Genomic DNA, 12,830 nt, shown 5'->3' on the forward strand with positions numbered 1-12,830 from the left:
GGAAAACGGAGCACGGCATTTCGGAATAGCCCTACAGCCAGCACTTGAGCGCCCCATTAGGGTGGATGTTTTTCATCGAAAGAATGGAAGCTTTTACCATGTGCGGCTGTCCCCGATGTAATCCCCGCAAGCCGACTCCTGACAACATACGTCGTCAGGAGGCAGACATTCATAGGTATGAAAAAGGACTGGCTCGCGATGAAGCCCGACGGAACGAGTGCCCCTCGCAGCCAGAAGCACAGCCCAAAATCATGGGTTGCGTGTTCGCCAAAAGCTGCAACCTCCCAGACGGCGTAATCAATCACAACAACCCGGCCGGGTTTGTCCCCCTCGAGAAACTGGCTAACTATGGCTTGTGGGCGGTGCTTGGCACCGGCGCAGCAATCACCGCCGAAGGGATACCCCTGAAACTGGTCGGTGGTTCGGCAACGGGCAACGCCATCGCCCAACGTCTCGGCGGCTCTCTTGCACTTGTTCTGCTATCAGGCTCAACGGTTGTGGCAACTGCTGCAGCGGTTGGCACCGTTGCACTACTGATGCCGAACACCAGCCTTTCGCCCGACAGCGCCTTCTACAAAAACGAGCAGTACGCAATGCTGGATACGGGCCGAACCCGTGTCCGCATCAACGTGAAGACATTGCCGGACGGTTCCGTCAGCGCTTACGGCTTCTACACGGGCGGGAAAAAACACTGGGAATTTGTCCCGGTCATCAAGGCCACTCAGGAAGGCGAGAAGTTTGTTGCCGACATCGGCAACGGGATTGGCCTGACCTGGACCCCAGCGGCGAATCCTGACGACGTACTCGGTATTCCCGCGCTGGAAGGCGCCCCGAAATTGCCGACTGTGTGGGTGTATCCGCCGACTGAGCAGGCCAACAAAGTATTGGTGAACCCGCAGCATCCGCCTGAGTGCCAGGATGCGATTATCTGGTTTCCTGCGGATGCGGGTGTAGAGCCGATCTACATTATGCTGAACGTGTTGCCGGGGGATCACAGCTATCACCCAAGACCGAGTAGCTTCCCTGCGTTCCAAGGGCTCAAGCGCGCAACACCTAAAACTCCAAAAAAAGGCGGTGGGTTACGTGATAGATGGAAAGATGAAGGCGGTACGATTTACGAATGGGACTCTCAACATGGGGCGCTGGAGAAATACAACAAGCGCGGTAAACACCTCGGTGAGTTCAACCCGGAGACCGGGGCACAGACAAAGCCGGCAAACAAAACCAGACAGGTTGAACCATGAAATATGAACTGAGGTTTCAGATTTACGGAATACCTGAAAACGGTGACTTGGCTGTATTCGAGGTGGATTTGCCCCGAACCGTTACCACGGATGCCCTGATGCCGATAATGGCTTGGCACGAAGAAGAGGATGCAATGGCGAGCCATCTTCTATCCGCCGGGCAGGTGACGGCAATAGAGAGTCTCGCAATGATTGAACTTCCCAAGAATCTAATGCTGTATCTCAGCAGCTACAAGTGAGCCTTGGACGTCCCGCAAACAGGTGAGCAAACCAAGCCCGCCGACCCGAAAAGGAAAGTAGAAAAATGAAACATGTCATAGAGGTTTTCGACAAACAGACCGAGGAGCTTCTCCTGAGTGTAGAAGTACCCAACAGCCGTCAAGAGGAGCTAACCAAACTAATGGGTTGGCAAAATCCGGAAGATGAATTTGACGGCTATGACCTTTCTCCAGAGCAAGTGGAAACACTTGAAGGCTGGACTGGCAAAATCCTGAGAGGTATGGACCATATCGTGCAATTGGTGTGCATAGAGTGACCTGTGGCACCGCCACCGGACAGGGCGACATTGCGGAAACCTTACCACCAGCACACTGTTCGGTGAACACATGCCGATTTTTCCGGCGCTGGTCATAAGTTGCCTACGCGACAAATGTGGCGAGGGAGCTTAAGCCGCTACACGATCCGTAGCAGCTGGCGAAGCCTGCGTTCGGCTGCGCAGCGGCCGTAAATCCTGCCTCCACGGTTAACCTGAAAAAATGTGGTGTCTGATTTTACGACTGCTTCGCAGCCGAACGCAGGCTTCGCCAGCTGCTACGGGGAATGTGCCATGCCTGAAATCCTTTAACTTACCGGCATTAGGGCTTGCCCCGGCCACGAAATAAAATACAGGGAAACTGGAGCATGTCATTTCGGAAACGTCCCACAGCCAGAGTTTGAGCTTCGCGCTAGGGTCAATGCTCCACGTCGGGGGCATCCCAAGGAAGAACGAACCATGACTAAAAAGGCAGTTATCGTTTTCAGCGGTGGACAAGACTCCACAACCTGCTTGATCCATGCATTGCCACTCTACGATGAAATCCACTGCATTACGTTTGATTATGGCCAGCGCCATCGTGCGGAGATTGAAGTGGCGCAACACCTCTCGAGAAAGCTTGGCGTGACAAATCACAAAGTACTGGATGCTTCATTGCTCAATGAACTGGCGATCAGTAGCTTGACCCGCGACAACATTCCAGTCCCAAGTGCAAATAGTTCCGGGGAAGGTGTGCCAAACACGTTCGTACCCGGCAGGAATATTCTGTTTTTAACCCTGGCCTCTATTTATGCCTATCAAGTGGGTGCTGACACTGTCATCACAGGCATTTGTGAAACAGAGAGCTCCGGCCACCCTGATTGTGGCGATGAATTTGCTAAAGTCTTGAATTACGCCATCGAATTGGGCATGGACTATAAGTTGCGCATTGAAACGCCGCTTATGTGGTTGAGCAAGGCGGAAACCTGGGCTTTGGCCGATTACCACAACAAGCTGGACTTCATTCGCTACCACACGCTGACTTGCTACAACGGATTACAGGGAAGTGGGTGCACCAACTGTGATGCCTGTAATCTTCGTGCAAAAGGACTGAATGAGTTTCTGGAGAACAAAACAGAGATCATGAACAGCCTAAAAGACAAGCTAAAATTAAAATAGCTAGTCTGCTGCTGGGGGGGAATGAATTGTTAACAGCCAATCTGCCCCCTATCTTTATGCGGCCTGGGCTCCAGTTATATATTTTTTAAATAATGACCTCGCTCCGTAGGCAGGCAAAACGTTAAAAACAGCGAAACACATTTTTATAGCTATTTGGAGATAAACCATATTAAGTATATCGCCACTTTGCATAGCGCCATAAAACGCAATATAGCAAAAAATAAAGCTATCTATCACCACTGCAAAGCAAGTACTAAAAAATATTCGCAGAAATAAAAACCTGGAGCTTGTGAGCTCTTTTATTTTACACAGCAGATACGAATTGACATATTCAGAAAAAAGAAACGAAACAGAAGATGCTACTAACACAGACGAAACATGATTAATAACCTCGCTATAGGGCATATCAAGTTTCCAGCCAGGCAATCCTGGAAGGTAGGTCGAGGTACCAAGCAAAACAACAATAAGCGCATTACTTGAAAAAACAAATAATATGGCTCTCTTTGCGAGTCTAAGACCATAAAACTCGTTCAACAAATCAACTATCAAAAACGTCAACGGATAAAGGAAGACACCTGAAGTAACAACAACATCAAACTGTTTTAAATAAATAGGTTTTGCCGCAGCAACATTTGTAAAGATGTACAGTGCAAACAACAGCAGATTGAGCACAACATAAATCATCCACGACCGTTCATGACGATCATTTACTTCATATGCGGTCACAGCAGTTCCACGAGAATAAAACTTCCTATATACGTCCTTTATTTCTGCCTTATTTAAATTATCCAGTATTTCACTTCTCAACAACTCACTTAGCTTTACTTTAACAACCTTCCCTGTAGAGATAACCATAATTACAGCAAGGCCTTTACTGTTTTCAAATCCTAACAACCTGTATTTGCTATTTTCAGCCTCACTACTACCGACCATTAAATCGCTCCTCAACTATTTCCCCCACAATAAAAACAACATCAGATTCAAAAACAGACTTATTGGTTATAAATAGTTTTTTTGTTATCTTGTCGTACGCCAGCTTTTCTTTATCACTAGACGATAATCCCTTTTTCACTATCAATAAGTCTCCCGGCTCATTCACTTCACCAATTTCATTTTCTAGAAGCACACCTATTAAATTACAAGCAGCACCAAAATAATATGTCAGAGGGTGAGTTGTGGCTAACTCACCAATTCTTTTATCCAGGCTCTGAATCAACAATTTTTCTTTAATTACAGGAACCGCCGCTGGATTCATATTTCCTTGCGGGGAAACACTACTCTCTATTATTTCTTTTTCTTCAAAATCAACAGTCTCTATTTCACTATAAGACACACCAAAAAAATCAGATATTTTACGAATTGTAGACTGCTGTACGTTTACTACCTTCCCTTCTAAAATGTTATATATCGTAGTCCTGGTCAAACCAATGGAGCTGCACAAAGAAAGCTGCGTTTCCCCGCGACTCCGTATCAAATACTTAATATTATTTTTCAAATTTTCTGTTTTTTCTTTCTTGTGCATTGCATATTTACCATTTGCCTGCCATTACAAGAAACTGCATGCCCGAGCTGAGCACTCTGGCGGCGCTTTTTTGCGTTACCAGCATCCTACATGTATAGATCACGCACAAAAAATAATATCAAAAACACACCAAACAACCGTTAGATAATGTTTCACAGACTAAAACACCTCCGAACCAGAGAAATTTCTTACAGAAACAAGGAAGCACACATGAGTTTATGGACACCACGGTCTCGGGAGCGAACATAGCCCGTTTATTGTAGGCGGTGTATTGCGCGAAAAAACCTAACGACCAGTCACGCATTAATCATTTAATTACTCAGATGTTCACTTATTTGATTAACCTTATTATTATTTCTATAAATAACTTTACCGCATCTCCAACCCGCGTACAGTGGTCAACCAAGTTCCGACTGACCACCTGAAACTTACACTTCTTAAAACTTGCAAGGAGCTCCGTCATGAAAAAGACCACACCCAACTCCCCGCAATCGCCAGACCTTTCAACCGCAGACACCGCCGATTTATCCAAACTCACCGAAGTCGCCGAACGCAGCGTCAGCGCCCGCCTTCGCAACCCAGGCCGCCCCGACCCGGTCAGCCACGTTTTCACGATCATCCCGAATGTCGACACCGAATCCCTGCTCTGTCACGCCTGTGAAACCCTGGCCTCGCTCAACGTCATGACCACCGACTTCGCCGCCGAACTTGAAGGCTCGCGCCGCAATATGGCGTTGGCGATTCAACAGTTGGCCTTGCTGGGCGAGTTGTTGGTAAACCGGGCGCTGGATAACCTGGACCCGCCCGAGGGGTTGCCTGAGGTTCCGTCTAATAGCGCTCACTGAGTGGTCGCGCTCTTTTACCGAGTGGAGGTTTTCATGGATCGATATATGCCTATCACCGGCATCGACTGCACCATCCCATCATTGCTGATCGACACCGAAGCACCACTGGACGTGTTGCACGACACCGCGGCCTACCGCATCCGCACCGCAACCCAACTGCTGGAGTATTTTGCGTTCAGCGAGGGCATTCATAGTGAGTTGGCGCGGGTGTTGGTGACGTCATTGCGCGATGGCTGCGATTTGCTGGATGTCGTCGGGCGACGATTACAGGCGCAGATTTCGGCGTAAAAAAAAACAGGCGACCTCAGTGAGATCGCCTGTTTTTTTTACGACAAAGGGCGCCTTTCGGCGTAATACCAGTCAGTTAAGCCTGTACGCAATCCGTAGCAGCTGGCGAAGCCTGCGTTCGGCCGCAAAGCGGTCGCAGAATCTAGCCATGCGGTCTTTCAGATTAATCGTGCAAGCAGGATTTACGAGTGCTGCGCACTCGAACGCAGCCTTCGGCAGCTGCTACGGTTCATGCGTTGCCCCGGAATCCCGTAACTGTCTGGCATTGGCCTTTCGGCGCCCTTTCACAAACAGGTCGGCTTGTCATCGCCCTGTACCTGCCTGGCTCTGCGATGGCTGGTTGCCCAGGATCCTCAGAGTCTCACAAGCCCCTTTCGGGAACGTGGGCAGTATTGCCCAAGGTTGAGCAAACAGCCATAGCTCTATTTCGATGTATCAGGTGCTGGCATGCAACTTCAGCCCTAACGCCTTGACGACTTTAAGGATCGTACCGAACTCAGGATTTCCTTCGCCGGACAGCGCTCGGTAGAGGCTCTCACGTGAAAGTCCGGCATCACGTGCAACCTGGGTCATACCTCGGGCGCGTGCAATTGTGCCAAGTGCCTTGGCGATAAAGGCTGGATCATCTCCGGCCTCCTCCATGCAAGCATCCAGGTAGTTGGCCATGTCCTCTTCGGTCTTGAGGTACTCGGCAGAGTCCCAGCGAGAAAATTGTTCGGTCATGGATTTTGCTCCTGCCAGGATCTTGCAATGAGCCTGGCTTGTTTGATGTCTCGAGTCTGACTGCTTTTGTCACCCCCGCAAAGGAGAATGACCAATTGCCGCCCCTGCTGCATGAAGTACACCCGATAACCGGGGCCGTAATCGATACGTGCTTCACTCAATCCGTCGCCAACGGCCTTCACATCCCCCAGATTACCGTCAGCCATGCGATCAATTCGCACCTGAATACGCATCCGGGCGCGACTATCGGCCAACTTCGTCAACCAACCCGAGAATGTTGAGCTTCGAATGATTTCAGTCATACGACGAAGTGTAGCCTTCAAGCTACACCCGCTCAACCTGAATTTACTGCCCACACTGACAACGATGCCTGCGATGAGGGTCAAGACTGCATCTACAAGACTCGCTACGTCGCCTCAACCTTACGCGTCAGCAACTCGACAAACGCCTTGGCCATCGGCGATTTCTGATCCTTGCGCTGTACCAGCCACACGGCCGACATCGCCAGCGGGTCGAGCAAGGGGCGATAGACCACGCCGTCGATGCGCATCCGCTGATAGGACGCCGGCAACACCGACACTCCAAGCCCTGCCGCTACCAGACCAATGATGGTCATGGCCTCGCCGGCTTCCTGGGTGAAGTGCGGGCTGAAACCCGCGTCGCGCGCCAGGCTCAGCAGTTGCGCGTATAGACCACTGCCGTAGCTGCGTGGGAAGAACACGAAGGGCTCGTGGGCCAGCGCTGACAGAAACAGCCCTTCCTCGCTGCCGACCACCAGCGGATCCTTGGAGCTGAGCACGGCCACCAAGGGCTCCCGCGTCAACTCGACCACCTCAAGCGAATCCGGCAGCGGCAAGGGTCGCATGATCCCGACCTGAATCGACTCCTCCACCAACGCCTCGGCGACTTGGGTGCTGCTCATCTCCCGCAGGTTCAAATGCACGGCCGGGAAGCGCTGACGGAACGAGAAGATCGCCTGGGGGATGGTCGAGTTGAACGGCGCCGATGAGGTGAAGCCAATCTTCAATTCCCCCAGTTCGCCAAGTTGAGCTCGACGGGCGACGTCAGCGGCTTTGTCGACTTGGGCCAGCACTAGCCGAGCCTCTTCGAGGAACAGCCGACCGGCCTCACTGAGCTCGACCCGACGATTGGTACGCTCGAATAAACGTGCGCCGACTTCCTGTTCCAGTACCTGAATCTGCTGGCTCAACGGTGGCTGAGAGATGCCCAGCACTTGTGCTGCGCGGCCGAAGTGCAGTTCTTCGGCGACGGCGATGAAGTAGCGCAAATGGCGCAATTCCATGAAAACTCCATTAGGTCGTTAAACCTATCAAACAGGTCGAACAATATATTGGATAGAAACATTAGCCAGCTATATGATTTTTCCATTGCCTGCCTGGCCGTGCTCTCCCGAGGTCCCCGTGAAAACTGCTGTCGCCCCGCTCGCCCATGAATTGCCGCCGACTGCGCTGGACGATGTGGTCGCCCAACTGAACGATGTGTACATCGAAAAAGGCACGCCGATGTTCATGCGCACGGTGCTGGCGCTGTTCTCCGGCGGTTTCGCGACCTTCGCCCTGCTCTACTGCGTGCAGCCGATGATGCCGCTGTTCTCCCGTGAGTTTTCGATCAACGCGGCGCAGAGCAGCCTGATCCTGTCGGTGGCCACCGGGATGCTCGCCATCGGCCTGCTGATCACCGGCCCGATCTCCGACCGCATCGGCCGTAAACCGGTGATGGTTGCGGCGCTGTTCGCCGCAGCGTTGTGCACTATCGCCAGTGCGATGATGCCGAGCTGGCAGGGGGTGCTGGTGATGCGTGCACTGGTCGGGCTATCCCTCAGCGGGCTGGCGGCGGTGGCCATGACTTACCTGAGCGAAGAGATTCATCCACAGCACATCGGCCTGGCGATGGGGCTGTACATCGGTGGCAACGCGATTGGCGGGATGTGCGGCCGGCTGATCGTCGGCGTGTTGATCGACTTCGTCAATTGGCACACGGCGATGCTGGTGATCGGCGGGCTGGCGCTGATTGCCGCGACGGTGTTCTGGAAAATCCTCCCCGAATCGCGCAACTTCCGCTCCCGCTCGATGCACCCACGCAGCTTGCTCGACGGCTTCACCATGCACTTTCGCGACGCCGGCCTGCCGTGGTTGTTCCTTGAAGCGTTCGTGCTGATGGGCGCGTTCGTCACGCTGTTCAACTACATCGGCTATCGCCTGCTGGCCGAACCGTATCACATGGATCAGGCCTTCGTAGGCTTGCTCTCGGTGGTTTACCTGTCGGGTATCTACAGTTCGGCGAAAATCGGCGCACTGGCCGACAAACTCGGCCGCCGCAAAGTGCTGTGGGCGACCATCGTGCTGATGCTCGCGGGCCTTGCACTGACTTTGCTCACACCGTTGCCGCTGGTGATCATCGGCATGTTGATCTTTACCTTTGGTTTCTTCGGCGCGCACTCGGTGGCCAGCAGCTGGATCGGCCGCCGCGCCACCAAGGCCAAGGGCCAGGCCTCGTCGCTGTACCTGTTCAGCTACTACGCCGGATCAAGTATCGCCGGCACGGCGGGCGGGGTGTTCTGGCACTTGGGCGGCTGGAACGGGATCGGCCTGTTTATCGGCGGGTTGCTGGTGATTGCACTGTTGGTGGCGTTGAAACTGGCCCGGTTGCCATTGCTGCCCAACAACCAATCGGTGTGAGGCCTGCACGTCAGGAACCCTGCACCAGCACCTGTGCCTCCAGCGCTTGCCCCTGCTTGTCCAGTGTCAGTGATTGCAAGGTCGCACCGTCCTGTTCGGTTCGGTGCAGCCAGGCCAGTAGCACCCGCGCATCTCCGCGCAGCGTCAGGCGCAGAAGATCGCCTTGCACCTCCAGCTGTTGCAGGTCGAGGCCGTCGGCAATTGCGCGTTCACTGAGTTGCGTGGACAGCGGGGCAGTCCCTTCGGCCCGAGCACCGGGGGCTTGAGCTCGAGCGACCTCCCCGGCCTGAACCAGTCGCTGCTGGTACAAGCGCTCAGCCACCGCAAGCCGCTGCTGGGACGGCTGCCATAACCCGACGAACGCCAGTCCGGCAACGAGCGCTACCACCAGGACACTCAGCGCCTGTCGGTCGCGCAGCGCCAGCCGACTCCAGGTCTGCGTCACACTGACCGGCAGCTTCGGTATGTTGAGTTTCATGGGCGATTTTCCAATGTCAGCAGCGCCAGGACACGGTCCTGTGCCTTGCTTGCGCTGCCCAGCCTGATTGGCAATCCGCTGCTCTGGCCACGCTCGCGCAGCTGTTCGAGTTCGGCAAAACTGCCGGCCGTGAGTTGCAGTTTCCAACCGTCGCCGACACGGTATTCGATGCGTTGTACTTCAACACTGCTTGCACCGATCACCTGCTCGGTCAACTTCAGCAAGCGGGCAATCTGCGTATCCTGTGCGCTGATGCGGGTTTGTTTTTGCAGCGCCTTGAGTTGCGCCGAAAGATCAACGATACGTGTCTGTTCCGGATACAAGGCCCTGAAACGTTGTTCGCTCTGGTCAGACAAGCGTTGGGCCTGATCCTCGAAAAAGTGGCTGCGTGCGAGTGTGCTCCCCCACCCCAGGGTGAACAACAACGCGGCCGAGATCAGTGCCGTCGACCAGGGAAAACGCCGGCGCTCCCGACGAAACTCGCCGTGCAGCAGGTTGATCGCAGGCCCCGCCCCCGCCTGGCCATGCAGCACTTCAAACCCTTCGTCCAGCCAGCAGATGGGCTCAGGCAGCTGCGGACTGATCGCAGCCAGCCCGTGCGCCGACACCGCCAGACGAGTATCCAATGCGCCGCCAAGGAGCCAGCGCCCCAACCACCACACGCCATAGGCCTGATCATGGGGTAAACGGTCGGCATCGACCTGTACGACGCTGACGGCAATCCCCAGTTCAGCCACCAGCGCCAGCAACGCTGCAAAGCGTTGTTTGTTGAGCAACAGCACCGGATAGCACCCCTGCGAGTCACGCAGGCCGATGCTCAGGTGTAGCGCCTCAAGGTCTTCGCTCAGTTGATCTTCGATGGCGAACGCAATGGCCTGAGCGTCGGGGCGACGTCGCGAGGGCCATTTTTCGGTACGTAGCCAGCCACACATCTCCATCGGCAACACCAGATGGACAGCCTGCCCTGATAACTGTTTGGCGGCATCGGCGAGCGAAAGGACCGACCGCTCATTCGATGCCGAGACCAGGCAGCAGAGCCATTGCGCGCAAGGTTGCACCGCCCCTTCGGGGGTGAGGTAAAGCCAGGTGTTCATGACGAGGACTCGCTTGTCAGTGAGGTCAGGAACCGTCGTTGCACGACGTTGACCTGCCGGGTTTTGGCGTCGAGTTCGACTTCGCTGACCAGTTGCAAACGACTTTGCCCAACGGCCACGTCTACCGTGATCCGAAACCAGCGACTGCCCAGACCCAAGCCATGGCTGCCCAGTTCAAGCCCTGCGAGCAAAGGGTCCTCGACGAACGCCTGCACCGAGCGGTACCCCTGCGCCGGACGCTGTTGCACCAACGCTCGGGCCGTTGCTTCGGTCATACCGTCGAGTGTCATCAGTTGCTGCTGCGATGCGGTATTGATGTTCAGGCTGGCGTTCCTGGGCAGCAGTGCCACCATTGGCTGCAAGCGCCGCAGCACCTCGCCGTCGACGCCCGGCCACACGCGTAATTGACTGAGGTCTGTCAGCGCGCCGAAGTGCGAGGTCGCGAGCCTTTCGAGTTCTGGATTGCGGATCTGCAGCAGGGCCAGCAGACGTATCCAACGCTGTTGCGCGAGCAGATCGATTTGCCCGCCGGCCAGCAGTACAGAAAGGTTGAAGCGCGCGGCCAGGTCTTCGACGCGGATGTGCAGCGTCCCGTCCTCGACCTCGAACGGCGGCTTAGCCTGCGCCCACACTTGCGCCAGGTTGACGCTGCGAGACGCTTGCATCTCGGGGTGGCGCAACCGCTGCAAGGCCCAGCGCTCACCGGAAAAACCCAGTTGGCGCAGTTGCACTTGATGAAGCTGTTGCGCGGTGCTTTTGACCACCAGCCGATGGTTGCGCAGCATCCCGCCCATCAGCAGCAGCGCCAGGCTCATGACCAACAGCACACTGATCAGCGCGACGCCGCGTTGCCGACTCATGACGCGCTCCCAGGCAACAGCAGGACCCGGCGAATCGACTCGAAGCGCTCCGTTGAAAAGGTGATTTCCAAAGCCTTCGGCGCGGAGACTGACTTGCGGGTGCCGGGCGGCCTCTCGCTGCGCCAACCGCTCTGATCATAGAGCCGCCAATGCAATTCGCGCACGCCGGTGAGCAGTTTTTGCCGCTGCACCAACGGCTGTTCAGGGCGTTGGCTTTCACGCCACAACGTCCCCTTGTCGAGGCGATAAGTGACGTCCTGCAACTCGCTACGCGGCTCATCCAACGGATTACGCCAGTTGCCGCGCTGCAACAGCAAAACGTTCTGCTGCAGCACCATAGGCTGCGCCGTTACCTGCAAGGCATCACGTTCGATCACGGCGATGGCGCGTTGCAACCCGCGCATGTCGCGCTCATGGGATGAACTGCTGCGTTCAGCACGGACCACGCCATCGAACAGCCGCCAGCTGGCCAGGCCAAGCAAGGCGAATATCGCCATGGCGATCACCAGTTCGAGCAAGGTGAAGCCATGCTGCTTATTCATCACGGGCGTCAATCCAACCCGTCGTTCGATGTACGACCTGATCGCTGCCTGAACGGCTGACACTGAGCTCGACCTTCAGCAAACGCGAATCGGCCACCGGACTGATGGTCTGGCTCAGGCTCCAGTCGCGTCGGTCGAAGTGTCGGCTCAGGTATTCGTGCCCTTGAGCCGGTGCAGCCCCCAGCTGTAATTCGCTCAAGTGGTTGTCAGCCAGCCAGGTCCCACACAACTGCTCCTCCAATCGAGCATTCTGCTTGAGGGCGTATTGACCAGCCGCCATCACGGCCCCCGCCAACGTCGCAAAGACAACCAGCGCGATCATGATTTCCAACAGGGTAAAGCCACGGTGTGTCTGGCGCGGCAGCGCAGGCTTTCTCTTACTCATCAAGGGCAGCCTCATTCAAACCATCACTGGAGAGGCTGATCAACGACTGCTGATCGGCTTGCAGGTGCAAGGTGAACGCACTGCTTTCATCACTGCTGAGCAACACCAGGTGCGGTTGACCGGGACGCCCCGCAAGCGTCGACATTTGGCCAGATTGCTCCAGGCGCAGCTGCAAGCCTTCCGGTAAACGATAAGCGCGGCCTGCCGGGCGCCAGTCCTGGCCATAGAGAGCCAGCACCTGATAACCCTCGGGCTCCAGCCGAAGGCCATACTCGCGCCCCTCGAGCACAGCCTGCTCACGTAGCGCCTGCAACAACTGGATCAAACCGTTGGCCTCCTGCCGCGCCAGGCGCGCGGGTGAGGTGCCGGTGGCCAGGCTCACCATCCCCAGCAGCACGCCGATCAGCACCATGACCACCATCAACTCCAGCAAGGTGAAACCCCGGCACGCCTGGCGCAT

General features: G+C 55.3%; 18 protein-coding genes. 7 read left to right on the forward strand and 11 right to left on the reverse strand.

Going from position 1 to position 12,830, the window contains the following annotated elements; genetic code table 11:
- The first annotated feature begins 65 nt into the window (after positions 1–65).
- The 4 genes from BK659_RS04415 (at position 66) to queC (ending at position 2,934) form a co-directional block, all read left to right on the forward strand.
- The gene (locus BK659_RS04415; RefSeq protein ID WP_259740206.1) at positions 66–1,244 is read left to right on the forward strand and encodes a colicin E3/pyocin S6 family cytotoxin; all 1,179 of its coding nucleotides are present in this window, start codon (positions 66–68) and stop codon (positions 1,242–1,244) included.
- Positions 1,241–1,483 carry a hypothetical protein gene (locus BK659_RS04420; RefSeq protein ID WP_123423906.1) on the forward strand — a complete coding sequence of 81 codons (243 nt, stop codon included), beginning with the start codon at positions 1,241–1,243 and terminating at the stop codon, positions 1,481–1,483. Before BK659_RS04415 ends, BK659_RS04420 begins: the two co-directional genes overlap by 4 nt.
- 65 nt (positions 1,484–1,548) lie before the next feature.
- Positions 1,549–1,779, forward strand: a complete 231-nt coding sequence (locus BK659_RS04425; protein ID WP_123423907.1) for a DUF7683 domain-containing protein — start codon at positions 1,549–1,551, stop codon at positions 1,777–1,779.
- 456 nt (positions 1,780–2,235) lie between these two features.
- On the forward strand, positions 2,236–2,934 hold the full coding sequence (gene queC, locus BK659_RS04430; RefSeq protein ID WP_123423908.1) for a 7-cyano-7-deazaguanine synthase QueC: 699 nt from the start codon (positions 2,236–2,238) through the stop codon (positions 2,932–2,934).
- A gap of 54 nt (positions 2,935–2,988) precedes the next feature.
- On the opposite strand, the gene BK659_RS04435 is transcribed toward queC, so the two are convergent.
- Entirely contained in the window at positions 2,989–3,867 is an 879-nt protein-coding gene (locus BK659_RS04435; protein WP_123423909.1) for a queuosine precursor transporter, read from the reverse strand.
- A complete protein-coding gene (locus BK659_RS04440) occupies positions 3,857–4,456 on the reverse strand; it encodes a helix-turn-helix transcriptional regulator (RefSeq protein WP_123423910.1) in 600 nt (199 codons plus the stop codon). The genes BK659_RS04435 and BK659_RS04440 overlap by 11 nt, the downstream gene beginning before the upstream one ends.
- Positions 4,457–4,917: 461 nt before the next feature.
- Between BK659_RS04440 and BK659_RS04445 the strand changes: the two genes are divergently transcribed.
- Both BK659_RS04445 and BK659_RS04450 read left to right on the forward strand, forming a co-directional pair.
- On the forward strand, positions 4,918–5,301 hold the full coding sequence (locus BK659_RS04445; protein ID WP_123423911.1) for a DUF6124 family protein: 384 nt from the start codon (positions 4,918–4,920) through the stop codon (positions 5,299–5,301).
- A gap of 33 nt (positions 5,302–5,334) precedes the next feature.
- A complete protein-coding gene (locus tag BK659_RS04450) occupies positions 5,335–5,589 on the forward strand; it encodes a hypothetical protein (RefSeq protein WP_123423912.1) in 255 nt (84 codons plus the stop codon).
- 435 nt (positions 5,590–6,024) lie between these two features.
- On the opposite strand, the gene BK659_RS04455 is transcribed toward BK659_RS04450, so the two are convergent.
- The 3 genes from BK659_RS04455 to BK659_RS04465 all read right to left on the reverse strand — a co-directional run bounded on the left by BK659_RS04455 (position 6,025) and on the right by BK659_RS04465 (position 7,615).
- The gene (locus tag BK659_RS04455) at positions 6,025–6,312 is read right to left on the reverse strand and encodes an addiction module antidote protein (protein WP_019691390.1); all 288 of its coding nucleotides are present in this window, start codon (positions 6,310–6,312) and stop codon (positions 6,025–6,027) included.
- Positions 6,309–6,614: a type II toxin-antitoxin system RelE/ParE family toxin gene (locus tag BK659_RS04460; RefSeq protein ID WP_123423913.1), complete on the reverse strand. Its 306-nt coding sequence runs from the start codon at positions 6,612–6,614 to the stop codon at positions 6,309–6,311. The genes BK659_RS04455 and BK659_RS04460 overlap by 4 nt, the downstream gene beginning before the upstream one ends.
- A gap of 104 nt (positions 6,615–6,718) precedes the next feature.
- Positions 6,719–7,615 carry a LysR family transcriptional regulator gene (locus BK659_RS04465; RefSeq protein ID WP_123423914.1) on the reverse strand — a complete coding sequence of 299 codons (897 nt, stop codon included), beginning with the start codon at positions 7,613–7,615 and terminating at the stop codon, positions 6,719–6,721.
- A gap of 118 nt (positions 7,616–7,733) precedes the next feature.
- Between BK659_RS04465 and BK659_RS04470 the strand changes: the two genes are divergently transcribed.
- Positions 7,734–9,011, forward strand: a complete 1,278-nt coding sequence (locus BK659_RS04470; RefSeq protein WP_123423915.1) for an MFS transporter — start codon at positions 7,734–7,736, stop codon at positions 9,009–9,011.
- Positions 9,012–9,021: 10 nt separating this feature from the next.
- Here the strand turns inward: BK659_RS04470 and gspM are convergent, their stop codons facing one another.
- Genes gspM through gspH form a run of 6 tightly spaced genes read right to left on the reverse strand, consistent with a single transcriptional unit; the run spans position 9,022 to position 12,830 of the window.
- Positions 9,022–9,489 (reverse strand): type II secretion system protein GspM, encoded by a 468-nt coding sequence (gspM, locus tag BK659_RS04475; RefSeq protein WP_123423916.1) that lies wholly within the window; start codon positions 9,487–9,489, stop codon positions 9,022–9,024.
- Positions 9,486–10,583, reverse strand: a complete 1,098-nt coding sequence (gspL, locus tag BK659_RS04480) for a type II secretion system protein GspL (RefSeq protein ID WP_123423917.1) — start codon at positions 10,581–10,583, stop codon at positions 9,486–9,488. The genes gspM and gspL overlap by 4 nt, the downstream gene beginning before the upstream one ends.
- Complete coding sequence (locus BK659_RS04485; RefSeq protein ID WP_123423918.1) at positions 10,580–11,443, reverse strand: type II secretion system protein GspK; 864 nt, start codon at positions 11,441–11,443, stop codon at positions 10,580–10,582. The genes gspL and BK659_RS04485 overlap by 4 nt, the downstream gene beginning before the upstream one ends.
- The gene (locus BK659_RS04490) at positions 11,440–11,985 is read right to left on the reverse strand and encodes a type II secretion system protein GspJ (protein ID WP_123423919.1); all 546 of its coding nucleotides are present in this window, start codon (positions 11,983–11,985) and stop codon (positions 11,440–11,442) included. Before BK659_RS04490 ends, BK659_RS04485 begins: the two co-directional genes overlap by 4 nt.
- Complete coding sequence (gene gspI / locus BK659_RS04495) at positions 11,978–12,370, reverse strand: type II secretion system minor pseudopilin GspI (protein WP_123423920.1); 393 nt, start codon at positions 12,368–12,370, stop codon at positions 11,978–11,980. Before gspI ends, BK659_RS04490 begins: the two co-directional genes overlap by 8 nt.
- Positions 12,363–12,830 carry a type II secretion system minor pseudopilin GspH gene (gene gspH, locus BK659_RS04500; RefSeq protein ID WP_123423921.1) on the reverse strand — a complete coding sequence of 156 codons (468 nt, stop codon included), beginning with the start codon at positions 12,828–12,830 and terminating at the stop codon, positions 12,363–12,365. The genes gspI and gspH overlap by 8 nt, the downstream gene beginning before the upstream one ends.

This window comes from Pseudomonas brassicacearum, assembly GCF_003732225.1.
Lineage (GTDB): Bacteria > Pseudomonadota > Gammaproteobacteria > Pseudomonadales > Pseudomonadaceae > Aquipseudomonas > Aquipseudomonas brassicacearum_E.